Here is a 25,645-nt window from a genome sequence, read left to right as displayed (position 1 = left end):
CCGATGAGGATCTTCGACCCCCACATCCACATGACGTCCCGCACGACGGACGACTACGAGCGCATGTACGCCGCCGGGGTCCGTGCCATCGTGGAGCCCGCGTTCTGGCTCGGCCAGCCGCGTACGAACGTCGGCAGCTTCCTCGACTACTTCGACGCGCTGCTGGGGTGGGAGCCCTACCGTGCCGCGCAGTACGGCATCCGCCACCACTGCACGCTCGCGCTCAACCCGAAGGAGGCCAACGACCCGCGCTGCCAGGGCGTGCTGGACGAGCTGCCCCGCTACCTGCTGAAGGACGGCGTCGTGGCGGTCGGCGAGGTGGGCTACGACTCGGTGACGCCGGAGGAGGACCGCGTCTTCGAGGCCCAGCTCGCGCTGGCCGAGGAGCACGGCCTGCCGGTGCTCGTGCACACGCCGCACCGCGACAAGGCGGCCGGGACCCGGCGCACGCTCGACGTGGTCAAGGGCATGGATCCGGGCAAGGTCCTCGTCGACCACCTCAACGAGCTGACCGTCGGCATGGTCCGCGACGCCGGGTGCTGGGCGGGCTTCTCCATCTACCCGGACACCAAGATGGACCCGGACCGGATGGTGGCGATCCTCAAGGAGTACGGCACCGAGCGGATGATCGTGAACTCCGCCGCCGACTGGGGGCGCAGCGACGTGCTGAAGACCCGAGAGGTCGGCGAGGCCATGCTGGCCGCCGGGTTCACCGACGAGGACGTCGACCGGGTGCTGTGGCAGAACCCGGTGGAGTTCTACGGCCAGAGCGGGCGCCTGCACCTGGACGACGTCGAGTCCGGCGGCGACTACGAGGGCAACACGATCCTGCGCGGGACGCGCTGACCATGCGCCTGCTGCATCCCTCCGGTTCCGTCGTCCACCTGGCCTACTGCACCAACGTCCATCCCGCCGAGGACCTCGACGGGATCCACGGACAGCTGTCCGGGGTCGCCGCCCGGGTGCGGGCGCTGACCGGCGCGCCGGTGCTGGGCCTCGGGCTGTGGCTGTCGTCCCGCGCCGCGCGGGCGCTGCGGGCCGACCCCGCCGAGCTGGCGCGGCTGCGCGCCCGGCTGGACGAGCTGGGGCTGGAGGTGGTCACCCTCAACGGCTTCCCCTACCAGGGCTTCCACGACCAGGTCGTGAAGCTCCGGGTGTACCGGCCCGACTGGGCCGAGCCGGAACGGCTCGCCTACACCCTCGACCTGGCCGAGATCCTCACCGCGCTGCTGCCGGACGACGTGACCGAGGGCTCGATCTCGACGCTGCCCCTCGCCTGGCGCACGGACTGGACGCCGGACAAGGCCGCGGCGGTCCAGGCCAACCTGGGCGCGCTGACCCGGGGCCTGCGCGCGCTGGCCGAGCGCACCGGCAAGACGATCCGCGTCGCCTTCGAGCCGGAACCGGGCTGCATCGTGGAGACCACCCCCCAGGCCGTCGCGCTGCTGGGCGGCACCGACCCCGAGCACATCGGCGTCTGCCTCGACGCCTGCCACCTCGCCGTCGGTCTCGAGGAGCCCGCCGACGCCGCCGCCCTCGGGCTGCCGATCGTGAAGCTCCAGGTGTCGGCCGCCGTCGAGGCGCCGCCGGGCGGCCAGTCCGCCCTGGCGGCGTACGAGGAGGAGCGGTACCTCCACCAGACCCGCTGCGCGGCCGGCTACGCCGACGACCTGCCGGAGGCACTGGCCGGGGGGCTCCCGGCGGACCTGCCGTGGCGCACGCACTTCCACATGCCCCTGCACGCCGCGGCCCCGCCGCCGCTCACCACGACGGCCCCGTACCTGGAGGACCTGCTGGAACGCCTCCTGGCCTCCCCGGACGCGCCCCTCACCCGGCACCTCGAGGTCGAGACCTACACCTGGAGCGTGCTGCCCGGCCCGGTCGACGTCGCCGAGGGCGTCGCGGCCGAGCTGGACTGGACCCGGCGGCGGCTCGCCGCCCTCGGACTTAAGGAGATCTGATGGCGCCCGTCGTCGTCGTGAACGTCGTCGGCCTGACCCCGCGCCTGCTGGCGCACATGCCGAACGTGGCCAAAGTGGGGGCCGCCGCGTCCCTGAAGCCCGTCCTGCCCGCCGTGACCTGCTCCGTGCAGGCCACCCTGCTGACCGGCCTGATGCCGCGCGACCACGGCATCGTCGGCAACGGCTGGTACTTCAGGGACCTCGGCGAGGTCTTCCTGTGGCGGCAGCACAACCGGCTGATCCAGGGCGAGCAGCTGTGGGACGCGGTGCCCGGGATTCGCACGGCCAACGTCTGCTGGTGGTACGCCATGGGCGGCTCCAGCGACTTCATCGTCACCCCGCGCCCGATCTACTACGCCGACGGGCGCAAGGAGCCCGACTGCTACACCAGGCCGCCGTCGCTGCACGACGACCTGGTGGGCGAGCTGGGCGAGTTCCCGCTGTTCACCTACTGGGGACCGACGGCGAGCATCACCTCGTCCAAGTGGATCATCGCGGCCGCCCGCCGGATCCTCGCGAAGGAGCGGCCCGACCTGCTCATGGTCTACATCCCGCACCTCGACTACGACCTGCAGCGTTTCGGGCCCGACGCGCCGCAGGCGATCGCGGCGGCCCGTGAGGTCGACGCCGCGCTCGCGCCGCTGCTGCGGGAGGACGCCACCGTCGTCGTGCTGTCGGAGTACGGCATCACCAACGCCTCCCGCCCGGTCGACGTCAACCGGGCGCTGCGCCGGGCCGGCCTGCTGGAGGTCTACACCCAGGACGGCATGGAGTATCTCGACCCCTGGGCCTCGCGGGCCTTCGCGGTCGCCGACCACCAGGTCGCCCACGTCTATGTGAACGACACCGCCGACCTGCCCCGCGTACGTGACGTCGTGGCCGAGCTGCAGGGGGTGGACGAGGTCCTGGACCAGGAGGGCAAGGCGAGGTACGGCCTCGACCACGAGCGGGCCGGGGACCTCGTCGCCGTGGCGGACCCGGACGCCTGGTTCACCTACTACTACTGGCTCTCGGACGACCGGGCGCCCGACTTCGCGAAGCTCGTGGAGATCCACCGCAAGCCCGGCTACGACCCGGCGGAGCTGTTCATGGATCCCAACGACCCGCTGGTGAAGCTGCGCGCGGGCGCGGCGCTGGCCCGCAAGAAGGCGGGCATGCGCTACAAGATGTCGGTGGTGCCGCTCGATCCCGCGCCGGTGCGCGGCAGCCACGGCCGGCTGCCCGACGCGGCGGCGGACGGGCCGGTGCTGCTGGGCCCCTTCGACAAGGACGCGTACGCCGCGACCGAGGTCAAGGGCCTGCTCACCCAGCTGCTGAAGGGCTGACAGGATCACGCGGAACGGCCGCCGTCCCGGCAGGGGACGGCGGCCGCTGCGCGTCCGGAGGGAGCGCGGCACGCGGTGCCGCGCGGCTCACTCGGCGGAGAAGACGTGGTCGCTGATCAGGCGGGTGGCCCCGATGACCCCGGCCGTCTCGCCCAGCTCGGACAAGACGATGGGGAGATTGCCGGTGGCCAGCGGCAGCGAGCGCTGGTAGACGACGCTGCGGATCTCCGCCAGCAGCGCGTGACCGAGACCGGCGACCCCGCCTCCGATGATCACCAGGCCGGGGTTGAAGAAGCTCACGAGGGACGCGAGCACGAGGCCCACGTGCCGGCCGCCCTCGCGGATCATCCGTACGGCGGCGGCGTCGCCCGAGGCGGCGGCCGCGGCGACGTCCTCGGCCGTCAGCGTGCCCTCGTGCAGGAGACGCTCCGCGAGGAAGGGGGAGTCGCCCGACTCCGCCGCGGCCAGGGCGTCGCGGGCCAGCGCCGCGCCGCCGAAGTAGGCCTCGAGACAGCCGGTGTTGCCGCACGTGCACAGGGGGCCGTCGTCCGACACCCGGATGTGGCCGATGTCGCCGGCGCTGCCGGTCACCCCGCGGTAGATCTCGCCGTCGACCACGATGCCGCAGCCGATGCCGGTGCCGATCTTCACGAGCAGGAAGTCGCCGACGGCCCTGGCGAGCCCGGCGTGCAGCTCGCCGAGCGCCATGATGTTCACGTCGTTGTCCACGAGCACCGGGCAGCCGAACTCCCGGCTCAGCGACTCCCGGACCGGAAAGCGGTCCCAGCCCGGCATAATCGGGGGCGAGACCGGCGTCCTGTCGAGGAAACTCACCGGACCGGGCACCCCGATTCCGACGCCGTGGATCTCGGTCGTCTCGCCGGTGCGCAGCTTGCCGACGAGTTCGAGGGCCTGCTCCAGCACCGCCTCGGGGCCGTCTCGCACGTCCGCCGGCTTCGACAGGTGACCGAGCACCTCCAGCTCGCCGTTCGTCACCCCCACGTCGATGGACGTGGCTCCGATGTCGATGCCGACGAAACGCAGGTGCGAGGCGATCCGCACGATGCCCGACCGCCGCCCGCCACGCGAGGCCGCGAGGCCGCCGGTTTCGAGGAGGTTCAGCTTGGTGAGCCGGTCGAGCTCGAGTGCGAGCTTCGAGGGTGACAGACGGGCCACCTCGCCGAGTTCGGCGCGCGAGCGCGCGCCGTCCTGACGCAGGAGGCGCAGGAGCCGCGCCTGGTGCGGGTTCTCGGGGCGAGCCGTCATTCGCTTCACGCCGCTCTTCGGGTCGGGGATCAGGATGCGTGCCAGAAGTGACTCTACTTCTGCTCCGACGACATCAACTTTATTACAGCGAACCCTTACTTTTTGCCCAACAGGTGAAAAGTTTCTGAGAATCTTGCCTTCTCGGCCCCTTTGTCGGGCATTGTTCCGATGGGTAACTATCTGTGCTCTTTCTGTGGTGGCGAGGTGCCCGCTTTCCTGCGGACACGCCCCGCGCCGGTGCGGGAGCCGCGCGTACGGGCCGATAGTTTTTCCCCATGGACGGGATTGCGGGTCGTCATGTGGTCGTCGTCGGCGGGGGCATCGCGGGTCTGGCCGCGGCGCTGCACCTGAACCGGGCCGACGCCGGCCTGCGGATCACAGTGCTGGAGGCGGCGCCGAGGGTCGGCGGCAAGCTGTACGCCTCGCAGGTGGCGGGGGTGGAGGTCGACGCGGGCGCCGAGTCGATGCTGGCGCGGCGGCCCGAGGGCAAGGAACTGGCCCGGCTGGCCGGCCTCGGCGACGACCTGGTGGATCCGGGCACGACCCGGGCCGCGGTCCTGTCGCGCGGATCGCTGCGCCCGCTGCCGAGGCAGCAGGTCATGGGCGTCCCCTCGGACGTGGTCGCGCTCGCGCGCTCGGGCGTCCTGTCGCCGGCCGGGCTCGCCCGGGTGCCCCTCGACCAGTTCCTGCCGCCCACGCTCGTGACCGGCGACGTCTCCGTGGCGGCCTACATCCGGGCCCGGATGGGCGGCGAGGTCGTCGACCGGCTGGTCGAGCCGCTGCTCGGCGGCGTGTACGCGGGCCGGGCCGACATGCTGTCGCTGGACGCGACCATGCCGCGCATCGCCGCCGCCGCCCGCACCGAGCGGTCGCTGCTGCAGGCGGCCAGGAGCATCGCCGCGGAGGCGCCCGCGGACGCCGGGCCGGTGTTCACCACGCTCAGGAACGGCCTGGGGGCGCTGCCCGCCGCCGTGGCGAAGGAGTCCGGCGCGCAGATCCGCACCGGCGTCACCGTACGCGACCTGATCCGCACGCCGGAGGGCTGGCGGCTGGTCACCGGTCCCACCAGGGACGCGGAGGTCATCGACGCCGACGCCGTCGTCCTGGCGGTCCCCGCGCGGCCCGCCTCCCGCCTGCTCGGGCGTGAGGTGCCGAAGGCGGCGGCCGAACTGGCCGGGATCGAGTACGCCAGCATGGCGATCATCACTCTCGCCTATCCCCGCACGGCCTTCCCCGAGCCGCCCGAGGGCAGCGGCTACCTCGTGCCGCCGGTCGAGGGCAGGCCGGTCAAGGCCGCGACGTTCAGCAGCGTCAAATGGCCGCACCTGGCAGAGGCCGACCGCAACGTCATGATCGTGCGGTGCTCGGTCGGCCGCCTGGGCGAGGAGCTCGTGCTCCAGCGCGACGACGCCGAGCTGACCGCCCTGGCGATGAACGAGATGGCCGAGATCATGGGCGTGCGGGGCCTGCCGCTGGACACCCGGGTCACCCGCTGGGGCGGCGGGCTTCCGCAGTACGACGTGGGCCACCTCGACCGGATCGCGCGGGTGCGCGCCGCGATCGCCGGGCAGCCCGGCCTCGCCGTCTGCGGCGCGGCGTACGAGGGGCTCGGCATCCCCGCGTGCGTCGCGACCGCCCGCACCGCCGCCAAGCTCGTCGTGGAGCACCTGCGGGGCGGCCGGGCGGCGGCCTCCGGCGCCTGACCGGACGCGCGGCGTCCGGCCGCCCGCGCGTCCCGCCCGCAGGCACCCGGCGGCCGGACCACCACGTCGTACCGGCAGAATGGAGGCATGACGGAGCCTGCCCCGCGGCCCAAGGCACGCGATCTCAACCTGGTCATCCGATACACGATGTGGTCGGTCTTCCGGCTGCGCGACCAGCTTCCCGCCGCCCGCGACGGCGTGGCCGACGAGGTCGAGGAACTGCTCGCGCAGGCGGCGGGCAAGGACGTGACGACCCGCGGCTGCTACGACGTCGCCGGGTTCCGCGCCGACGCCGACTTCATGTTCTGGTGGCACGCCCCCTCGCCCGAGGACCTGCAGGAGACCTACACCCGCTTCCGCCGCACCACGCTCGGCCGCGCGAGCGAGCCGGTCTGGTCGGCCATGGCCCTGCACCGCCCGGCCGAGTTCAACAAGTCCCACATCCCGGCCTTCCTCGCCGAGGAGGAGCCCAGGGGCTTCGTCTGCGTCTACCCCTTCGTACGCTCCCTGGAGTGGTACCTGCTGGAGGACTCCGAGCGCCGCAGGATGCTCGCCGAGCACGGGAAGATGGCCCGCGACTACCCCGACGTGCGGTCCAACACGGTCGCCTGCTTCGCCCTCAACGACTACGAGTGGATGCTGGCCTTCGAAGCCGACGAACTGCACCGCATCGTCGACCTGATGCGCCACCTGCGCGGAGCCGAGGCGAGGCGGCACACCAGGGTCGAGATCCCCTTCTACACCGGCACCCGCAAGCCGGTCAGTGAGCTCGTCGCCGCGCTGCCCTGACGATCGCGAACGCCAGGACCGCCCAGGTCAGGGCCTCGACCAGGGGACCCGTCGTGCCCAGGGCCATCGTCAGCGGCAGCGTCGCCGGGAGGGCGACGGCGACGGCACGGGGAACCAGGGCGCAGCGGAAGGCCGCGACCGCGAGCGGGACCAGGCCGGCCAGCCACAGCACGATCCCCGGCGCGTACAGCGCGCCGAGCGGGTCCGGCGGGTTGACGGCGAGGACGAAGGTGGCGGTCACCGGGACCGCCACGACCGCGTGGCCGAGGCCGTACAGCAGCGCCCCGGCGTCGCCGGTCCGCCCCCAGCCCCGCGCCGGGCGGTGGACGCGGCGCAGGGCCAGGACGGCCCCGATCGCCGCGATCAGGTAGAGGGCGTACGCGCCCTCGGCGACGTAGTCGCCCGCCGAGGCGAACGGCACCGTCTGCGTGTGCAGGATCTGCGTCACACCGAGCGTCAGCGACGCCGCGGCGGCGACGACCGGGGCGACGGCGACCGGGGCGACGGCTGGCCTTCCGCCCGCCGGGTCGTCCGTACGCGCGGCCGAATGGTGCGCGGTGGCGGGAGTGCGGGGCGACGCGGTGGCGTCCATGGCGTTTCTCCTCCGGAGGGTGATGTCGTTGCCCGTCCAGATTCGGGCCGCGACGTTCCCGGCCGGAGGAGCCGATGGTCCCGCGGGGCCGGGAACGCCTCCCGGGCCCGCGGGAACCGGCTCAGCCCGTCGCGAGCCCCGCCGCCCGCGCGGCGGCGACCGCCTCGGCGCGGTCGCGCACGCCGAGCTTGACCAGGACGCCGGACATGGTGTTGGCCACGGTCTTCGCGCTGACGCCCAGGCGCGCCGCGACCGCCTGGTTGCCCAACCCCTGCGCGACGAGTTCGAGGATCTCGTACTCCCGCTCGGTGAGCGTGGGGAACGGCCGCGCGGACACCCGGGGCGGCGCGTGCAGCAGCTTGATCACGGCCTCGGCCGCGCCGGTCCCGAAGACGGCCTGGCCACGGGCCGCCGCGCGCACCGCGGCGACCACGTCGTCCTGGGCGGCGTTCTTGAGCAGGTAGCCCCTCGCCCCCGCGCGGACGGCCGCCAGCAGCGACAGGTCGTCGTCCGACATCGTGAGCATGATCACGCTGGGCGGGCGGGGCCCGGCGGACAGGCGCCGGGTCGCCTCGATGCCGTCCATCTCCGGCATCGCGATGTCCATCAGCACGACGTCGGGGGAGTGCTCGCGGACGGCCGCGAGCGCCCGGCGGCCGTCCTCGGCCACCGCGACGACCTCGATGCCCTCCACGGTCGACATCAGCGCCCCGAGGCCGTCGCGGACCACGGGGTGGTCGTCGACGACGAGCAGCCTGATCACAGGGGAATCCACGCGGTCACCACCGTTCCGCCGCCCGGAGCGGCCTCGATCGTCAGTTTTCCGTCCAGCTCCTCCACCCGCTCCCGCATCGAGGTGAGGCCGACTCCCGGAACGGCCTGCGGCCCGAGCCCCCGCCCGTCGTCGCGGACGCTCAGCTCGACCCCGCCCGCGACCCGGCCCAGCCGTACGGCGCAGCGGCGGGGCGCGCCGTGGCGCACCGCGTTCGTGAGCGCCTCGCGGGCCACCAGGTAGGCCGTGACCTCCACGGCGGCGGGCAGGCCGCCCACGTCCTGCGCGGTGATCTCGATCTCGACCCCGCCGTCGCCCAGCGTCGCCGCGGTGTGCTCCACGGCGCCGGACAGGCCGAGCTGGGCCAGTTCGGGCGGCCGCAACCCCCGGACCAGGCGGCGTACGCCCGCGCCGGCCTCGGCGACCTGGGTCCTGATCTGGGTCAGCAGGCCGCGGGCCCGCTCCGGGTCGGTCTTGAGCGCGTTGCCCGCGGCGTCCACGGTGAAGCCGATGCCCGCCAGGAAGGCGCCCAGCCCGTCGTGCAGGTCCCTGCTGATCCGCCGTCGCTCCTCCTCCCTGGCCGTGACGAGCAGCGTCCGCGAGCGCTGCAGCGCCGCGGCGCGGTGGGCGGCGGCGAGCGCGGCCCCGGCGTGCGACGCGAGCGGGGCGAGCACCCGTGCGTCGCCTCCCGACGCGCCCAGGGCGCCGAGGATCTCGTCCTGGAAGCGCAGCGGCACCGACACGCCGAGCGGAGCGGGCGTTCCCCGCTCGACGACCTTGAGCGGCTCGCCCGGCGCGCCCAGCTCGGCCCGTACGTACGGGGCCCGGGTCGCCTCGGCCACGGCGTCGGCGACGGCGGACAGGATCTCCCCGGGCTCCGAGGTCGCGGCCAGGCGGGCGCCCAGCCGGGCGTGGACGGCCTCGGGGTCCGGCCCGCCGCCGTACAGGATGCGGCCGGAGGCCCGGCGCAGCCAGCGGTGCAGCGGCTCGACCGCGACCGCCACGGCCGCCGCGGCGGCGACGTGCGCCCCGGTGAGCCCGTCGACCGTGAAGTACAGCAGGGCCAGCGCTCCCGCCAGCAGCCCCAGGGTCAGCGCGCGGCGCAGCCACGGGCCGGTCCCGTACAGGTCGTGGCGGAGCATCGCCACGCCGACGCAGGCCGGCAGGGCCAGGATGAACGGCACGCCGGCGGCGGGCAGCCGGACGACGGCCGGCAGGAAGACCCCGGCCACGAACGCGGCGGCGCCGAGGCAGATCCACAGCAGCTGGGTGCGCTGCTCGCCCTGCGCCCGTGCCGTACGGACGACGAGCCCGGCCGCGCAGGCGAGCGAGGTCGCGGCCAGGATCAGGACGACCACCGGCAGCGCGTCGCGCACCGGCGCGAGGGCCCCGACGGAGAACGGCCGGTCGGCTCCCTCCGGCACGAGCGCGGCCACGACCGTGAAGGCCGTCGTGGCGGCCGCCCCCGTCGCGGCCACCGGCCGCCAGGCCCGCCCGGGCAGGCGGCCGTCCGGCACGAGCAGCAGCAGGACGCCGCCCACGGTGAGCAGGGCGGGGGCCCAGGTCCACGTGCCCACCCAGGCGGCCCAGCGGGCGCCCGGCAGGCCGGGCCGTGCGGAGTAGGAGTCGGCGAAGTAGGCGACGGCGCCGAGCACGGTCACCAGGCAGCACGGCCCCACCGCCCCGCCCTGGCGGCGGGACAGGAGGTAGGCGCCGAGCGGGGTGAAGCCGAGCGCGACCGCCGCGTCCACGGGGTCGGCGCCGCCCAGCGCGGCGCCCGCCGCGACCAGGACGCAGGCCAGCCCGAACACGAGCCAGGACATGACGGCCGGCACGCACCCTCCCCTCCGAACGGCGGGCACCACGACCCGTTTCAGAAGGGACATTCTGGTGGACCTTGCGCGAAGCGTCGGGAACGGTCTTGGCTGCCGGAAGTCTTTGCCATACTGTGACGAAGGATCGACGTCTATGTGAGGCAGAGTGGCAAGCGGGCTGGCACGTTCCAGGGGGCGCCGCCGCAAGAGGCGGGCCCGTTCGCACGTCGTCGAGGTGTCGCTGGGGGTGACCGCCTTCGCCGTCGGGGCCGCCGCGATCGCCTGGCCGTTGTCCCGGTCCGACGCGGCTCCACCACAGCGCGCGGTCGCCGCGCCCGCGCCGCAGGCCTCCCCGGCGGGGGAGCTGACCGTCGCGAGCGTCGACACCGGCGAGAAGTCCGACGCCGAGCGGGAGAAGAAGGACAAAAAGGCGGCCGAGCACAAGGCCTCGGGACCGTCGAAGTACACCGACACGAAGGCCGAGGCCTACTTCCGCAGCAGGTGGAACGACAAGCCGGCCAAGCGGGTCAAGGACATCCGCACCGAGGGCGGCTACCTGCGCATCTACACGAACCTGCCGGAGAACGCCGACAACTCCAAGACCGCGATCACGCTGTGCAAGCGCGGCCTGGAGTACCTGGCCGAGCGCGGGGAGGCCAACCCCGTCGTGTTCGTCCAGTCCCGGTTCGGCGAGAACGGCAATCCCGTCCTCGCCAACGTCCTCGGGCCGGACGACGACGACTGCCGGGTCACCTACCCCAAGCCCAAGTGACGTTCAGCCGGCCGGCCGCAGGGTCAGGCTCACGGAGTTGATGCAGTACCGGTCGTCCGTCGGCGTGGGATAGCCCTCGCCGTGGAACACGTGCCCGAGGTGCGAGTCGCAGCGGGCACAGCGGACCTCCACCCGGCGCATGCCGAGCGAGTCGTCCTCGTGCAGCGTGACGGCGTCCGACTCCGACGGCTCGTAGAACGACGGCCAGCCGCAGTGCGACTCGAACTTGGTCTCCGACCGGAACAACTCCGCCCCGCACGCGCGGCAGGAGTAGACGCCGACCGTCTTGGTGTCGACGTACTCGCCGCTGAACGGGCGCTCCGTCCCCGCCTGCCGGAGGACCCGGTACTCCTCGGGGGAAAGCCGCGCGCGCCACTCGGCGTCACTCTTGACGATCTTCTCCATGCTCACCACCCTGCCTTCTGTGGCCCCTCGCGGGGATTACGAACTGAGGAACCCCGCGGCGGCCGGGGATCTTCCCGGCAGATGTTCGCGGTGCGAGGCATCCTTTCCCCGGTCTTCCGGCGTCTTCACTGACGAGGGGCCGATCGCCGCACCCGCGGGGGCGGTCGCCCGCACCGCCGTCAGGGCGGCGAAGCACCCGACCCGTGCTGGACGCCGCCGGACGGTGAGAGGAGGCCGCCCACGGGCGGCCGTCGTGGTCCGTCCCGTCGCGTACGGCGCAGCCGAACGCGAGCGCGCCGTACGCGACCACGTGCCTGCGCCGGTAGGGCGCGGCCGTGGGAGCGCCCGGTCCGGCCGCCGTCGGCAGCCCGGGACGGACCCCCTCCTCGCTATAGGGTCGGTCCATGGCTTCGCCGTACATCGAGATAGAGGTGGGTGGCCGCACGGTCAAGGTCACCAACCCGGACAAGGTCTACTTCCCGGAGATCGGCGCCACCAAGCGCGACCTGGTGGAGTACTACGTGAGCGTGGGGGACGGCGTGCTGCGCGCCCTGCGGGAGCGGCCGACCTACCTCAAGCGGCACCCCGACGGCGTCGGCACCGACGCGATCTACCAGAAGCGGATGCCCCGGCATCCCGACTGGATCGAGACCGTCACGGTGCGCTTCCCCAGCGGGCGCACGGCCGACGCGTTCTGCCCGACGGAGGTGGCCGCCATCGCGTGGTGCGCCAACCTCGGCACGATCGACTTCCACCCCTGGCACGCCCGCCGGGCCGACCTCGACCACCCCGACGAGCTGCGCATCGACATCGACCCGCAGCCCGGCACCTCGTTCGAGCAGGCCCGCACGGTGGCCTTCACGGCCAAGGAGATCCTCGACGAGCTGGGCATGACGGGCTTCCCGAAGACCTCGGGCAGCCGGGGCATCCACGTGAACGTGCGCATCGAGCCCCGCTGGACCTTCACCGAGGTGCGGTACGCCGCGATCGCCTTCGCCCGCGAGGTCGAGCGGCGTTCGCCCCTCGCGACGAGCGCCTGGTGGAAGGAGGAGCGGGGGGAGAAGGTCTTCATCGACTACAACCAGAACGCCCGCGACCGCACGGTGGTGGCCGCCTACTCGGTCCGCGCGCGGCCCGACGCGCGGGTCTCCGCCCCCGTGACGTGGGAGGAGCTGGCCGGCTGCGACCCGCGCGACTTCGACATCAGGACGATGCCGGAGCGGTTCGCCAAGCTGGGCGACGTGCAGCGGGCGATCGACGACCGGGCCTGCGACATCGGCACGCTGCTGGAGTGGTACGACGCCGACGAACGGGGCGACATGCCGTACCCGCCGAACTACCCGAAGATGCCCGGCGAGCCGAGGCGGGTCCAGCCGAGCAAGGCCAGGCCTGCCGGAGGTGCGGACGCGGCCGGGTGACCCTCCGTGCCGTACGCCGGCACGATCTGGCTTTTGTCCGCCCGGCTCCGCTCTTGATCGGCTCTTGCATTCCCGCCCGGTGTCCCTGGAGGCGGGTGCGGGGATGGTCCTGGTGAGCGCTCGCCCACGGGGGAGCGGGCGTTCGTCCCCGGGCAAGACCGCACACGGACGAACCTGGAACACCCAAGCGCCTCGCCCTCGCACCGCTGCCGGGGGCGGGGCCGCCTTGCACGAGACCGAGCGGGGGGAGACACCCGGATGTGCCTGAGCTGCGGCTGCGGCGACCCTGACGACGACCACGGCAATCCCGACCACATCACCTGGACGGATCTGCGCAAGGCCTCCAGGGCCGCGGACATCAGTCCGGCGCAGGCCGCCGACAACATCAGGTCCGGGACGCAGTCCCTCGGCACGCCGCCTTCCTGACCGCCGGGGCCCCGGCCGCGCGTCCGGCGAGGAGAGCGGGCCGTTCTCCCCTGACTCGAACAGGTGGAAGCCGCCGCCAGACCGATATTTATGGAGAGTGACCAAGTGACAACACCGGTCAAGAGGATCACCATGTCCAAGCCGTTCTGCGCCCTCGCCGGCGTCGGCCCCTACGCCCTGGCCAAGGCCGGCGAGGTGTACGAGGACATGGCCGTCCGCGGCCGCAGGCTCGTCAGCAGGATGAGCCGGGAGGCCGCGCAGGAGTTCGAGGAGACCGCGCACGAGCTGGAGGACCTCTCCAGGTCCGCACGCCAGGCGCAGGCGCAGGAGAGGGAGAAGGAGGCCGTCGCGCAGACGGCCGGCCGGGCCCGCGCCACCACGGGCACCAGGGCCTGACGCGCCGGGCCGCGACGCACCCGGCCGGTTCCCCCGGGGGACCGGCCGGGTCGCGTGCGGCCCCGGCCCTCACCGGGGGCGGGGCAACCTCGCCGTTCGGCGTGCGCGCGGCCACGCCGCGTCGTAGCGGTAGCCCAGCTTCTCGATGTCCAGGACGTCCGCGACCGTGTCGCCGTACCGCGGCAGCCCGCTCTCCTCGGTGACGTTCCCGTACGCCGACCGGGTCGGGGCCCCGGGATGGCGGGAGCGCCACATGTGCCAGAGCAGGTCGCCGAAGCAGGCGACGACCCAGTACAGCGGGTCGTTCGGGGCGGCGGGCTGGGCCAGGTCGCCCCCGATGCCCATCTGCACCGCTCCTATGTGGATCTCCAACTGCATGTTGAACACCTGGAAATCCGGATTTTTCAGCATGTTCCCGATGACCTCGGAGGTCGCCCACGGGGGAATCGTCGCGCCGTCGGCGTAGGAACGCCGAAGCGGATGCGCCCGCGGGATCTTGGCCGTCCATCCGGCGAACGCGCCGTCGAGCACGGCGTGATCGCGCGCGGCACTGCCGTTCCCTCCGAAATACTCCTTCGACAGCATCGCCGAGCGCGCCGGCGCCCGGCCGTCGAGGGGCCAGTCCCAGTACGGCACGGACACGGCCGGATCGACACGCTGCAGTTCCCGCTCGAAGTGCAGGAGGTATCTGCGCTGCCAGGGCAGGAAGAAGCCGTTGGCGTGGGTGGCCGCGAAGCCGTCCGCGTAGGTCCGGACCAGCGCGTCGTAGGTTCCCCGCGACTTGAGCGCGTGCACCGCCCGGACGAACGCCGCCCACTGCGCCGCAGTCATGTCGCCGGCCCGCCGGCGGATGGTCAGATCGCCGGCTCGTAGCCCGGCCTGCGGCCGGGCTGGGTCCGCGTACGCCGCCGTCCCGCGCGTTCCGAACGCGATCGCCGCCGTGCCCCACACCGCCGACGCCAGCACGTCCCGCCTGCTCGGCCCCCGCATATGTCCGCCCCCCGAATACCATCGGCTCCCGTGGCCTGTTCCGACGGGCGGAAAGACTAGAACGGTGCGGCCGCGGGGACCGTGCATTTGGCGCCGTGTCGGCCATGAGGTCGGCCATGAAGTCGGCCATGAAGTCGGGCATGAGGTCGGCCATGAAGCCGGGCATGGGGTCCGGCCATGAGGTCGGCCGTGAGACGGACCGGCCGCGGGCCGGGACGGCCCCTCACGCTCTGCTTTCCCCGAGCAGGCCGAGGCGTCCGGGCGGGAGCCGCCGCCCGGACACGGCCGCGGGAGCGCCTTCGGGAACCGGCTCAGGGAACGCGTCCGACCGCGGCGAGGATGTTCGGGCGGCTGAGGTCGATCTCGGCCTCCGCTTCCCGCTCCGGCCGCCAGGCGGCCACCGGCACGATCCCCGGTTCGAGCAGTTCCAGCCCGTCGAAGTAGGCGCCGATCTGCGCGTGGTCGCGGGGCTTGGACGACCCCGCGCTCGACCCGCGGTACACCTCCCGCACCTCCCGGTCGGTCGCGCTGCCGACCTCGCCGGTGTATCCGTGGGACACGACCAGGTAGCTCCCGGGCGCCATGGCCGCGCGGAACGCCGCGACGATGGCCTCCGCCCGGGCGTCGTCCGGTACGACGTTGAGGACCGAGAGCATCAGCACGGCGACCGGCCGGGACAGATCGAGGTGCGCCCGCAGGTCCGGGTCGCCGAGAATCGCCTCCGGGTCGTTGATGTCGCCCCGGACGACGACGGCGCCGGGACTGCCGGCGAGCAGCGCGCGGCCGTGCGCCAGCACGATCGGGTCGTTGTCCACGTAGACGACGCGGGCCTGCGGGGCCACGGCCTGGGCGACCTGGTGCACGTTCTGCTGGGTCGGCAGCCCTGCGCCGACGTCGAGGAACTGGTCGATCCCCTCCTCGGCGAGGAACCGGACGACGCGGCCGAGGAACTCGCGGTTGGCCCGGGCGAACTCGGGCAGGTTCGGCACGAGGGCGATCAGCTTCTTCGCGGCCTCGCGGTCGGCCTCGAAGTTGTCCTTACCGCCCAGGAAGTAGTCGTACATTCGCGCGACGCTCGGAGTGTTCGGATCGACGCCCGAGGGTGCCTCGCCGTACTCGCCGTACTCGCCGTACTCGCTGTACTCGTCGTACTGGGTCATGGCCCGCGCCTCCCCGTCCCCGGTGGTTTGTTGATCATTTTGCCATCGCATGGCAAAGCCGTCCGGCGAATGGGGCGAACCGCCGAAACCGGACGGGCGGACCAAGCCGGACGGGGAGCCGGAAGGGAAGCGGTGGGAAGGCGGGCGTCGCGGGCGGTCTTGTCGGTGTGGTGTGCCACTGTAGGAAGCGTGCGCCGCATCCACCCCTACTCCGAGGACGAGCCGGACATCCCCGCCGCCTACGCCTACCCGCGCGACCACTGGCTGCGCCTGAACATGGTGGCCAGCGCCGACGGCGCGGCCTGGGTGGAGGGCCATTCGGAGGGACTGTCCGGCCGGGCCGACAAGCGCATCTTCGGGCTGCTGCGCGGCCTCGCCGACGTGGTGCTGGCCGGGGCCGCGACGGTCCGCACGGAGGGATACCGCCCGGCCCGCCCCCGCGAGTCGTGGCGGGCCCTGCGGGAGGGCAGGCACCCGGCGCCGCCCATCGCCGTCGTCACCCGCCGCCTCGACCTCGACCTCGATGCCCCGCTGTTCACCGAGGCCGAGCCGTACGCCCGCACGATCGTGATCACGACGGAGTCGGCGCCGAAGGACCGGCGCGAGGAGGCGGCCGGGAGGGCCGACCTGATCGTCGCGGGCGACGAGGCGGTCGATCTCGCGACCGCCGTGAGCGAGCTGCGCGACCGGGGGCTCGGCCGCGTCCTGTGCGAGGGCGGCCCCCGGGTGAACGCGCAGCTCGCCGCCGCCGGCCTGGTCGACGAGCTGGCGCTGACCGTGAGCCCGCTGCTGACCGGCGGCGACGCCGCGCGCATACTGGACGGCGTCGCATCGCACACGCCGCTGACCCTCGCCCAGGTGCTCGAAGAGGACGGCTTCCTCTTCTGCCGATACATCAGGGAGGCGCAGGATGAAGCAGCCGGTTGAGCCGCAGATCCCCGACTTGGAACTGCCGGTCGTGCCGCCGGTCGCGCCGATGCTCGCCAAGGCCGTCAAGGCGCTGCCGAAGCAGGACGGCACGCTCTACTACGAGCCGAAGTGGGACGGCTTCCGCTGCATCGTCTTCCGGGACGGCGACGAGGTCTTCCTGGGCAGCAGGAACGAGCGGCCCTTCACGCGCTACTTTCCCGAGCTGGTCGAGGCCGTCAAACGGGAGCTGCCGCCCAAGTGCGTCGTGGACGGCGAGATCGTGCTGATCAGGGGACAGTCGCTCGACTTCGACGCGCTGCAGCAGCGCATCCATCCCGCGCAGTCCCGGGTGCGGCTGCTGGCCGAGAACACGCCCGCGTCCTTCGTCGCCTTCGACCTGCTCGCCACCGCGGCCGAGGACCTCATGGAGGCCCCGTTCTCCGAGCGCAGGGCCCGGCTGGAGGAGGCGCTGGCGGGCGCGGGCCGGTCCGTACGGCTCACGCCGGTCACCCGGGACGAGGGCCGGGCCGCCGAGTGGTTCGACGCGTTCGAGGGCGCCGGCCTCGACGGCATCGTCGTGAAGCCGGGCGACCAGCCGTACACGCCGGACAAGCGCGTGATGTTCAAGGTCAAGCACGAGCGGACGGCCGACTGCGTGGTGGCGGGCTACCGCGAGCACAAGTCCGGCCCGGTCGTCGGGTCGCTGCTGCTCGGGCTCTACTCGCCGGACGGCCGTCTGCACCATGTGGGCGTCGCGGCGTCGTTCCCGATGAAGCGCCGTGAGGAACTCGTCGAGGAGCTCGCGCCGTACCGGGTGCGGGACCTGAGCGAGCATCCGTGGGGGCACTGGGCCGAGGTCGCCGCGGGCGGCGCCGAGGGCCAGCGCCTGCCCGGCGCCGTGTCGCGGTGGAACGCCAAGAAGGATCTGTCGTTCATCCCGCTGCGGCCCGAACGGGTGGTCGAGGTGGCCTACGACCACATGGAGGGCGACCGGTTCCGCCACACCGCCCAGTTCCGCCGCTGGCGCCCGGACCGCACTCCCGCGTCCTGCACCTACGACCAGCTCGACCGCCCGGTGAGCTACGACCTCGACAAGATCCTCGCCCGCTGACCGTCCTGCCGCGGCGCCGGCCGCGCCACGCGGGTGGCGGACGGCCCGGTTCCCGGCCGGCGCGGGCGGCGCGGACGGCGCGGACGGCGCGGCGGGTCAGCCGGTGAGGGCGCGGACGGCGGCGGTGACGACGACGGCGACCGCGACGATCACCAGGAACGGCGCGCGCAGCAGCAGGGCGACGGCCGCCGCCGCGAGCCCGGCGGCCCGGGCGTCGACGACGAGCGTGCGGCCGTCGGCGAAGGTCTGCAGGGCGATCAGCGCGGCCAGCGCCGCGATCGGCACCAGCGCGGCCAGCCTGCGTACGAGCGGTCGTTCGAGCACCGCCGCCGGGACCGACAGCCCGAGCAGCTTCACGGCGTAGCACCCGGCGGCGGTGACCACGATCGCGGCCCAGATCATCGGCGTTCTCCTCGGGGCGAGCGGCGGGCACTGCGGGGGGCACTGTGGCCGGCACTGTGGCCGGCACTGTGGCCGGCACTGTGGCCGGCACTGTGGCCGGCACTGTGGCCGGCACTGAGCCGGGGCGAGCGGCGGGAACTGTGGCGGGGCGAGCGGCGGGAACTGTGGCGGGGCGAGCGGCGGGAACTGTGGCGGGCACGGAGCCGGGACACGGCCAGCACGGCCGGTGCGGCGAGCACGGCCACCAGCACCGGCACGCCCGCGGGGACGAACGGCACGCAGGCGAGGGCCAGCACGACGGCCAGCGCCGCCACCGCCGCCTCCTGCCACGGGAAGGCCGTGCTCCTCGCCGTGCCTCCTGGCGTGCCTCCTGGCGTGCCCCCTACCGTGCTTCCTACCGTGCTCCTCGCCGTGCCCCCGGACGTACCCGTGCCCGCCGGGCCCGTCGTCGCGATCGGCCGCTGGTCCGCAACGCCGCCGGGGACGGCAGCATCGGTCCCGGCAGCATCGGATGCCGCCGTGGAGCGGCCCCGGAGCATGGGGAGGAGCAGGGCGAGGAAGACGGCCGGACCGGCGACGTCGAGCCCCCAGGCCGCCGGGTCGCCCAGCGCGGAGGCGCCCAGCGCGCCCAGGAACGTGGTGATGTTCCAGCCGGCGTACAGGCTGGCCCCGGTGACCGTGAACCCGAGCCGGGCGAGGCGCCGGTCGGGCTGGGCCAGGGCCACGGCGGAGGTCTCGTCGATCACCCACTGCGCGGCGAACGGACGGACCGCCGCGGGCAGCCCCAGCAACTGCGACAGCCGCAGCCCGTAGAAGGCGTTGCGGACGCCGAGCAGCAGCGCCCCGGCCGCGGCGGCGAGCGGGTTCCCGCCGGTGCCGAGCGCGCCCACCAGCGCGAACTGGGAGGCCCCGGTGAACACGAACAGCGACAGCACGCAGGTCTGCGCGACGCTCATCCCCGCGCCCGCGGAGGTGACGCCGAACGCGAAGCCGGACAGGCCGACGGCCGTGCCCACCCCGAGGGCGTCCCGCACCACCGCCGCCCGGGGCTTCGGCGGCAGGCCGGCCTGCACTGATGTCCTGGTCACCCGCTTGAGCGTAACGAACTGGGCGGGATAGTCCCCTATGGGGGTCAATGCCGCGTTCGTCCCTACCGCTCTCGCTCGTACGGGGTCCATGGAGGGCCCGGGAGCCTGCTCCGCTTCGCCCTCATCGGCTTCGGGCGCGCCGGTCACCCATGCGCGGGGCCGCGTGGATCAGCCGGCGCGGACCAGGATCCGCATGGACCGGTCGGCGACGCAGACCTTGGCCCCGGCGGGCAGGCTCTCCTCGGCGTACGGGTCGTCGCGGACGCTCTCGTCGGCGGTGTCCAGGACGGGACGCCAGGCGGCCCCCAGCTCCGGGCCGGGAAGGGCGAACGTCAGGCTCTCGTGGTGCGCGTTGATCAGCAGCAGGAACGTCTCGTCCCTGATCCGCTCGCCGCGCGGGCCGGGCTCGCCGATCGCGTCGCCGTTGAGGTACACCCCCAGCGACTTCGCGTAGCCCGTGTGCCAGTCGCCGTCGGTCATCTCGGCGCCCGAGGGCGTGAGCCAGACGATGTCCCTGCTGCCGCCCCCGACCGTGCGGCCGTGGAAGAACCGGCGCCGCCGGAAGACGGGATGCGCCCGCCGTAACGCGGCCAGGCGGCGGACGAACTCGAGCAGGTCGTCCTCCTGGCGCAGCAGCGACCAGTCGATCCAGGAGACGTCGTTGTCCTGGCAGTAGGCGTTGTTGTTGCCGTGCTGGGTGCGGCCGAACTCGTCGCCCGCGAGCAGCATCGGCACGCCCTGGGACACGAACAGCGTGGCGAGGAGGTTGCGCCGCTGCCGCCGGCGCAGCCGTACGATCGCCGGGTCCTCCACCGGGCCCTCGGCGCCGCAGTTCCAGGAGCGGTTGTCGTCGGTGCCGTCGCGGTTGCCCTCGCCGTTGGCCTCGTTGTGCTTGTGGTCGTAGGAGACGAGGTCGGTGAGGGTGAACCCGTCGTGGGCGGTCACGAAGTTGATCGAGGCCACCGGGCGGCGGCCGCTGCTGGCGTACAGGTCGCTCGACCCGGCCAGGCGCGAGGCGAACTCGGGCAGCGTCTGGGAGGCGCCGCGCCAGAAGTCCCGCACGGAGTCGCGGTACTTCCCGTTCCACTCCGTCCACAGCGGCGGGAAGTTGCCGACCTGGTAACCGCCGGGGCCGACGTCCCACGGCTCGGCGATCAGCTTGACCTGCGAGATCACCGGGTCCTGCTGGATGAGGTCGAAGAACGCGCTCAGCCGGTCCACGTCGTGCAGCTCCCGCGCCAGGGCGGCGGCGAGGTCGAAGCGGAAACCGTCCACGTGCATGTCGAGCACCCAGTAGCGCAGCGAGTCCATGATCAGCTGAAGCGCGTGGGGCGAGCGGACGTTCAGCGAGTTGCCGCACCCGGTGTAGTCGAGGTAGTAGCGGCGGTCCTCCTCGCGCAGCCGGTAGTAGGCGACGTTGTCGATGCCGCGGAAGCCCAGCGTCGGACCCATGTGGTCGCCCTCGGCGGTGTGGTTGTAGACCACGTCGAGGATCACCTCGATGCCCGCCTCGTGCAGGGCGCGCACCATCGCCTTGAACTCCTGGACCTGCTCCCCGCGCTGCCCGGAGCTGGCGTAGGTGTTGTGCGGCGCCATGTAGGCGATCGTGTTGTAGCCCCAGTAGTTGGTCAGCCCCCTGGCCACCAGGAAGTGCTCGGGCACGAACTGGTGCACGGGCATGAGCTCGACCGCCGTGACCCCGATCGACAGGAGGTGCTCGATCACGGCCGGGTGCGCGAGCCCGGCGTAGGTGCCCCGCTGCTCCTCCGGGACGGCGGGATGGCGCATGGTCAGGCCGCGCACGTGCGCCTCGTAGATCACCGTCTCGTGGTACGGCGTGCGGGGCGGCCGGTCGTTGCCCCATTCGAAGAACGGGTTCACGACCACGTTCTTCGGCATGTAGGGCGCGGAGTCCTCGGTGTTGAGCCGGGCGGGGTCGGCGAACTGGTAGGAGAACAGCGACTGGTTCCACCGCACCGAGCCCTCGATCGCCTTGGCGTACGGGTCGAGCAGCAGCTTGGACGGATTGCACCGGTGCCCGTGCTCGGGCCGGTAGGGCCCGTGCACGCGGAAGCCGTACCGCTGTCCGGGCATGATCCCCGGCACGTACCCGTGCCAGACGAACCCGTCGACCTCGGGCAGATCGACGCGGGTCTCCCCGCCGTTGTCGTCGTACAGGCACAGCTCGACCCGCTCGGCCGCCTCCGAGAACACCGAGAAGTTGGTGCCCACACCATCCCAGGTGGCGCCGAGCGGGTAGGGCTCTCCAGGCCAAACCTCGCGCATGTAACCTCATTCTCCACTGCCGGGGCGAATCGTGCACCCGCGACGCCCCCTGCTCTCGCGCGGGAACGCGGGAGCCCCCGCCGGATCGGGTCCGGCGGGGGCTCCCGCTGACGCTCAGCCGACGAGCTCGGCCTTGAGGCTGATCGTCGTGCCGGCGAGCGCCTTGCTCACCGGGCAGTTCGCCTTGGCCGTCTCGGCGGCCTGCTGGAAGTCCTCGGCCGAGATGCCGGGCACCTGTCCCCGGACGGAGATCACGATGCCGGTGATGCCCTCACCCGGCTGGAAGGTCACGTCCGCGCGGGTCTCCAGCGACTGCGGCGGCGTGCCCGCCTTGGCCAGGCCGTTGGACAGGGCCATCGAGAAGCACGAGGAGTGGGCGGCGGCGATCAGCTCCTCCGGGCTCGTCTTGCCGTTGGCCTCCTCCGCCCGGGAGGGCCAGGAGACGTCGAAGGTGCCGACCCCCGAGGAGTCGAGCGAAACGGTGCCCGAACCGTCGAGCAGCGCGCCCTTCCACTGCGTCGTCGCGGTACGAGTGGTCGCCATGGCGATATCCCTTCAGTAAGCGGAGCCTATCCACAGTGACCTTAACGCCGCCGCCGGTGCGCCGGGCTCACCGGCATGGCCGGTCGGCTCACGCCGGCGCCGCGCGGTCGAGGATCGCGTCGAGGTCGAGGCCCGGCGGCAGCGTGCCGAAGGCGCGTCCCCAGTCGCCGGACAGGCGCGAGGCGCAGAACGCGTCGGCCACCGCGGCGGGGGCGTGCCGTACGAGCAGGGACGCCTGCAGGACCAGCGTCATCTCCTCGGCCACCCGGCGCGCGTCGGCCTCTCCCGCGCCGGCGAGCGTCTTGAGCGCCCGCTCGGCCGCGTCGGCGACCCGTCTGTCCCCGGCCGCCGCCACCTCGGCGAAGAACGCCTCGACCGCCTCCGGCTCCCTGGCCAGCACCCGCATGAGGTCGAGGGCGGCCACGTTGCCCGAGCCCTCCCAGATGCCGTTCAGCGGCGACTCGCGGAACAGCCGGGGCATCTGCGACTCCTCGACGTAGCCGTTGCCCCCGAGGCACTCCAGCGCCTCGGCCGCGTGGACCGGCGCCCGCTTGCACACCCAGTATTTGGCCGCGGCGAGCGCGGCCCGCCGGAACAGGCCCTCGGCCGCGTCGCCCCGGATCGCCCGGTCGGTCGCCCCCGCCAGGCGCGTCATGAGCGTGGTCGCCGCCTCGGACTCCAGCGCCAGGTCGGCGAGCACCGAGCGCATCAGCGGCTGCTCGGCCAGCGTCCGGCCGAACGCCGTGCGGTGGCGGGCGTGGTGGAGCGCCTGCGCCAGCCCGTACCGCATGCCGGCGGCCGAGCCGATCACGCAGTCGAGCCTGGTCATGTTCACCATCTCGATGATCGTGCGGACGCCCCGGCCCTCCTCGCCGACGAGGAAGGCGACGGCGCCCTCGTACTCGACCTCGGCGGAGGCGTTCGACCGGTTGCCGAGCTTGTCCTTCAGCCGCATCAGCCGCACCGCGTTGCGGGTGCCGTCGGGCAGCACGCGGGGGAGCAGGAAGCACGACAGCCCGCCCGGGGCCTGCGCCAGCACCAGGAACACGTCGCACATCGGGGCGGAGTTGAACCACTTGTGGCCGGTCAGGGCGAAGCTGCCGTCGCCCAGCGGCTCGGCGCGCGTGGTGTTGGCCCGCACGTCGGAGCCGCCCTGCTTCTCGGTCATCGCCATCCCGGCCAGCACGCCCCGCTTGTCCTGCGGCGGGCGCAGCCCGAAGTCGTACGTCCGGGAGGCCAGCAGCGGCTCCCACTCCGCCCGCAGCGACGGCGAGTGCCGCAGCGCGGCCACGGCGGCGTACGTCATGGAGATCGGGCAGCCGTGCCCGGCCTCGACCTGGGACCAGGTGAAGAACTTGGCGGCCCTGGCGACGTGCGCCCCCGGCCGTGCCGACGTCCAGGGCGCGGCGTGCGCACCGCTCTCGACCGCGACCGCCATGAGCTCGTGCCAGGCCGGGTGGAACTCGACCTCGTCGATCCTGTTGCCGTACCGGTCGTGGGTGCGCAGGACGGGCGGGTGCTCGTTGGCCAGCCGCCCCCACTCCTGCGCCTTCGCCGAGCCGGCCAGCAGGCCGAGCTGTCGCAGCTCTCCGGTCGCCCAGTCCGCCCCCTCCCTGGCGAGCCCCTCCAGCAGCGCGTGATCGGCCGAGACGTCGTGGCCGGTCAGCGGGGGCACCTGGTTGGTCACCTCGTGGGTCACTGGGTCCTCCTGCGGTCGATGCCGGGAATCGTCCATCCGGGACGTCCACGATGCGGGGAGTCCGGTATTGCCGGGACTCCATCTCAACACTCCGGGCGGCCGGGACAAACACCGGGCGGGATCCGGGTCCGGTCAGGCGCCCGAGATCTCCAGACCGAGCTCCTGGGCCGCCTCCAGGGCGAGATCGCGGGCGTAGTCCTGGTCGGCCCCCGCCTCGCACAGCACCCGGTGGATCCCGTCGAGCGCGCGCCGGTCCCCGCGCCCGGCCAGGCCCCGCGCGGCCTCGGCCACCGTCGTCAGATCGCGGTCCGCCAGCCGCGTGGTCAGGGCCTCCCTGATACGGGCGCTGTCGGCGGCCAGGCCCGCGATCCCCATCGTCGCCCAGTCGCGCACCTCGTCGTCGGGGCACTCGCTCAGCCGGATCAGCGTGGCCAGCCCGTCCTCGTCGTCCGGCGGCAGGACCGCGGCGAGCGCGACGGGGTCGTGGACGGTCGGCTTCCGGCCCGGGCTGTTGACGATGTCCAGCACCTCGGGGAGCGCCCGCTCGTCGGCGTGGTGGCCGAACGCGTGCAGCAGCGCCTCGACGACCGCCGGCTCGCTCTCGTGCCGGGCCATGTCGCGGAGGATCGCCAGAGTGCGGTCCCGGTAGGGAGCGCGCCCCGCGTCCCGGCCGATCACCGTTTCCCGGCCGGGCCGCGTCTCCTGGCCGACTCCCGTCTCCTGACCGACCACCCTCTCCCGGCCGGGCCGTGTCTCCTGGCCGAACTCCGCGAGCACGTCGACGCCGAACTCCCGCTCCACCGGGTCGTCGCTCTCGCACAGCCGGGTCAGCGCGAGGAACGTCTCCTCGTCGTGGCGGGACTGCAGCGCGTGGACGGCCGCCCACCACGTCTCGTCGTCCTCGTCCAGGTCGCGGTACGGCAGCACCCGCCTGAGCAGCACGTCCGCGGACGGCCGCAGGCCGAGCGCCGACTCCAGGACCGTCGCGACGGCGGCGTGGCCGCGCTGGCGGGTGATCGAGTAGCCGCCGTCGGCGCCCCGCGCCTCGACCGTGACCCGCCGGGTGCCGTCCGGCGCGGAGCCGTGCGCCACCAGCACGGTGTGCTCGCCCTCCACCCTCGCGGAGACCTCCTCGCGCAGCATGGCTTCGAGATCCGCCGCCGCGAGCCGTGAGGAGATCTCCAGCGGGGTCGCGCCGTCCCAGCCGGGCGCGGACGGATCGGCGCCGTGTTCGAGGAGGGACCAGACGATCCCGTACGCCCCGAAGATCGCGGCCAGCGTCAGCGGGGTGTCGCCGTCGTCGTCGGCCCGGCCGGGGTCGGCCCCCGCGTCGAGCAGGATGTCGGCCGACTCGAGGTTGCCGTTGGCCGCGGCCCACAGCAGGGCCGTCCAGCCGCCCTCCTCCGCCGCGTCGGGGTCGGCGCCGCCGTCGAGCAGCGCCTGCACGGTCTCGGCGTGGTCCCAGCACGCCGCCGCGCAGAGCGGAAGGCCCTCCTCGTGCCCTCCGCTCGGCCGGTCGGGGTCGGCGCCGTACTCCAGGAGCAGCCTGACGATGTCGTGGTGACCGGCGACCGCCGCCCGGTAGAGCGGCGTCGTTCCCTGAGCGGGGTTCACGGCGGTGTCCGGGTGCAGCATCGCCGCCACCCGCGCGACGTCCCCTCCCGCTATCGCCTCGAGCAACCTGCTGCGGGTCACGATTCCATGCTCACACAGCCCCGGGCGGCGTCGTCGTCAGGGATCGTCCTCCCGCCGCACCCTGGAAGGGTTCCGGGATCGTTCCCGAGGAGGATAGGGGAGCGGCGCCGGCCGGGATACGGT

General features: G+C 73.3%; 24 protein-coding genes. 11 read left to right on the top strand and 13 right to left on the bottom strand.

Annotated features, from left to right (window positions below; all coding sequences use genetic code 11):
- Window positions 1-3: 3 nt before the first annotated feature.
- The 3 genes from AAH991_RS03345 to AAH991_RS03335 are packed head-to-tail and all read left to right on the top strand — an operon-like array spanning window position 4 to window position 3,286.
- Entirely contained in the window at window positions 4-846 is an 843-nt protein-coding gene (locus AAH991_RS03345) for a TatD family hydrolase (protein WP_346224229.1), read from the top strand.
- 2 nt (window positions 847-848) lie between these two features.
- Window positions 849-1,961: a metabolite traffic protein EboE gene (gene eboE, locus AAH991_RS03340; protein WP_346224228.1), complete on the top strand. Its 1,113-nt coding sequence runs from the start codon at window positions 849-851 to the stop codon at window positions 1,959-1,961.
- Complete coding sequence (locus tag AAH991_RS03335) at window positions 1,961-3,286, top strand: alkaline phosphatase family protein (protein WP_346224227.1); 1,326 nt, start codon at window positions 1,961-1,963, stop codon at window positions 3,284-3,286. The genes eboE and AAH991_RS03335 overlap by 1 nt, the downstream gene beginning before the upstream one ends.
- 87 nt (window positions 3,287-3,373) lie before the next feature.
- Here AAH991_RS03335 and AAH991_RS03330 read toward each other — a convergent pair whose 3' ends face one another.
- Window positions 3,374-4,552 (bottom strand): ROK family protein, encoded by a 1,179-nt coding sequence (locus AAH991_RS03330; RefSeq protein WP_346224452.1) that lies wholly within the window; start codon window positions 4,550-4,552, stop codon window positions 3,374-3,376.
- 275 nt (window positions 4,553-4,827) lie between these two features.
- On the opposite strand from AAH991_RS03330, the gene hemG reads away from it, so the two are divergent.
- Both hemG and hemQ read left to right on the top strand, forming a co-directional pair.
- A complete protein-coding gene (gene hemG, locus AAH991_RS03325; protein ID WP_346224226.1) occupies window positions 4,828-6,255 on the top strand; it encodes a protoporphyrinogen oxidase in 1,428 nt (475 codons plus the stop codon).
- An 87-nt stretch (window positions 6,256-6,342) separates the two neighbouring features.
- Window positions 6,343-7,044 carry a hydrogen peroxide-dependent heme synthase gene (gene hemQ, locus AAH991_RS03320; protein ID WP_346224225.1) on the top strand — a complete coding sequence of 234 codons (702 nt, stop codon included), beginning with the start codon at window positions 6,343-6,345 and terminating at the stop codon, window positions 7,042-7,044.
- On the opposite strand, the gene AAH991_RS03315 is transcribed toward hemQ, so the two are convergent.
- From AAH991_RS03315 to AAH991_RS03305, 3 genes are all read right to left on the bottom strand, one after another.
- Window positions 7,016-7,636: a hypothetical protein gene (locus AAH991_RS03315; protein WP_346224224.1), complete on the bottom strand. Its 621-nt coding sequence runs from the start codon at window positions 7,634-7,636 to the stop codon at window positions 7,016-7,018. The genes hemQ and AAH991_RS03315 overlap by 29 nt on opposite strands.
- Window positions 7,637-7,757: 121 nt before the next feature.
- Window positions 7,758-8,411 carry a response regulator gene (locus tag AAH991_RS03310; protein ID WP_346224223.1) on the bottom strand — a complete coding sequence of 218 codons (654 nt, stop codon included), beginning with the start codon at window positions 8,409-8,411 and terminating at the stop codon, window positions 7,758-7,760.
- Entirely contained in the window at window positions 8,396-10,243 is a 1,848-nt protein-coding gene (locus tag AAH991_RS03305) for a sensor histidine kinase (protein ID WP_346224222.1), read from the bottom strand. Before AAH991_RS03305 ends, AAH991_RS03310 begins: the two co-directional genes overlap by 16 nt.
- A gap of 145 nt (window positions 10,244-10,388) precedes the next feature.
- Here AAH991_RS03305 and AAH991_RS03300 point away from each other — a divergent pair, with 145 nt between their 5' ends.
- Window positions 10,389-10,994, top strand: coding sequence for a hypothetical protein (locus tag AAH991_RS03300; RefSeq protein WP_346224221.1), 606 nt, complete (start codon window positions 10,389-10,391; stop codon window positions 10,992-10,994).
- Window positions 10,995-10,997: 3 nt separating this feature from the next.
- On the opposite strand, the gene msrB is transcribed toward AAH991_RS03300, so the two are convergent.
- Entirely contained in the window at window positions 10,998-11,399 is a 402-nt protein-coding gene (msrB, locus tag AAH991_RS03295) for a peptide-methionine (R)-S-oxide reductase MsrB (RefSeq protein ID WP_346224220.1), read from the bottom strand.
- 404 nt (window positions 11,400-11,803) lie between these two features.
- Here msrB and ligD point away from each other — a divergent pair, with 404 nt between their 5' ends.
- The 3 genes from ligD (at window position 11,804) to AAH991_RS03280 (ending at window position 13,639) form a co-directional block, all read left to right on the top strand.
- The gene (gene ligD / locus AAH991_RS03290; protein ID WP_346224219.1) at window positions 11,804-12,817 is read left to right on the top strand and encodes a non-homologous end-joining DNA ligase; all 1,014 of its coding nucleotides are present in this window, start codon (window positions 11,804-11,806) and stop codon (window positions 12,815-12,817) included.
- A 258-nt stretch (window positions 12,818-13,075) separates the two neighbouring features.
- A complete protein-coding gene (locus AAH991_RS03285) occupies window positions 13,076-13,243 on the top strand; it encodes a hypothetical protein (protein ID WP_346224218.1) in 168 nt (55 codons plus the stop codon).
- Window positions 13,244-13,348: 105 nt separating this feature from the next.
- Window positions 13,349-13,639, top strand: coding sequence for a hypothetical protein (locus AAH991_RS03280; RefSeq protein WP_346224217.1), 291 nt, complete (start codon window positions 13,349-13,351; stop codon window positions 13,637-13,639).
- A 69-nt stretch (window positions 13,640-13,708) separates the two neighbouring features.
- Here the strand turns inward: AAH991_RS03280 and AAH991_RS03275 are convergent, their stop codons facing one another.
- Together AAH991_RS03275 and AAH991_RS03270 are read right to left on the bottom strand one after the other, a co-directional pair.
- Window positions 13,709-14,629 (bottom strand): tyrosinase family protein, encoded by a 921-nt coding sequence (locus AAH991_RS03275; RefSeq protein WP_346224216.1) that lies wholly within the window; start codon window positions 14,627-14,629, stop codon window positions 13,709-13,711.
- 311 nt (window positions 14,630-14,940) lie between these two features.
- The gene (locus tag AAH991_RS03270) at window positions 14,941-15,789 is read right to left on the bottom strand and encodes an SAM-dependent methyltransferase (RefSeq protein WP_346224215.1); all 849 of its coding nucleotides are present in this window, start codon (window positions 15,787-15,789) and stop codon (window positions 14,941-14,943) included.
- Between the two features lie 189 nt (window positions 15,790-15,978).
- Between AAH991_RS03270 and AAH991_RS03265 the strand changes: the two genes are divergently transcribed.
- Both AAH991_RS03265 and AAH991_RS03260 read left to right on the top strand, forming a co-directional pair.
- On the top strand, window positions 15,979-16,716 hold the full coding sequence (locus AAH991_RS03265; protein ID WP_346224214.1) for a pyrimidine reductase family protein: 738 nt from the start codon (window positions 15,979-15,981) through the stop codon (window positions 16,714-16,716).
- A complete protein-coding gene (locus AAH991_RS03260; RefSeq protein WP_428833929.1) occupies window positions 16,700-17,809 on the top strand; it encodes an ATP-dependent DNA ligase in 1,110 nt (369 codons plus the stop codon). The genes AAH991_RS03265 and AAH991_RS03260 overlap by 17 nt, the downstream gene beginning before the upstream one ends.
- Before the next feature lie 96 nt (window positions 17,810-17,905).
- Here AAH991_RS03260 and AAH991_RS03255 read toward each other — a convergent pair whose 3' ends face one another.
- The 6 genes from AAH991_RS03255 to AAH991_RS03230 form a co-directional block, all read right to left on the bottom strand.
- Window positions 17,906-18,211, bottom strand: a complete 306-nt coding sequence (locus tag AAH991_RS03255; RefSeq protein ID WP_346224213.1) for an AzlD domain-containing protein — start codon at window positions 18,209-18,211, stop codon at window positions 17,906-17,908.
- Complete coding sequence (locus AAH991_RS03250; protein WP_346224212.1) at window positions 18,208-19,299, bottom strand: AzlC family ABC transporter permease; 1,092 nt, start codon at window positions 19,297-19,299, stop codon at window positions 18,208-18,210. The genes AAH991_RS03255 and AAH991_RS03250 overlap by 4 nt, the downstream gene beginning before the upstream one ends.
- A 168-nt stretch (window positions 19,300-19,467) precedes the next feature.
- The gene (gene glgX / locus AAH991_RS03245) at window positions 19,468-21,585 is read right to left on the bottom strand and encodes a glycogen debranching protein GlgX (RefSeq protein WP_346224211.1); all 2,118 of its coding nucleotides are present in this window, start codon (window positions 21,583-21,585) and stop codon (window positions 19,468-19,470) included.
- Between the two features lie 114 nt (window positions 21,586-21,699).
- Window positions 21,700-22,128, bottom strand: a complete 429-nt coding sequence (locus AAH991_RS03240) for an OsmC family protein (protein ID WP_346224210.1) — start codon at window positions 22,126-22,128, stop codon at window positions 21,700-21,702.
- Window positions 22,129-22,216: 88 nt separating this feature from the next.
- Window positions 22,217-23,863 (bottom strand): isovaleryl-CoA dehydrogenase, encoded by a 1,647-nt coding sequence (locus tag AAH991_RS03235; RefSeq protein ID WP_346224209.1) that lies wholly within the window; start codon window positions 23,861-23,863, stop codon window positions 22,217-22,219.
- A gap of 96 nt (window positions 23,864-23,959) precedes the next feature.
- Window positions 23,960-25,522, bottom strand: coding sequence for an ankyrin repeat domain-containing protein (locus AAH991_RS03230; protein WP_346224208.1), 1,563 nt, complete (start codon window positions 25,520-25,522; stop codon window positions 23,960-23,962).
- Window positions 25,523-25,645 lie beyond the last annotated feature (123 nt).

Origin of the sequence: Microbispora sp. ZYX-F-249 (assembly GCF_039649665.1) — a bacterium.
In the GTDB taxonomy this organism is placed as follows: domain Bacteria; phylum Actinomycetota; class Actinomycetes; order Streptosporangiales; family Streptosporangiaceae; genus Microbispora; species Microbispora maris.
Note: the sequence above shows the minus strand (reverse complement) of the source record. Positions and strands in the feature narration are given on the sequence as shown.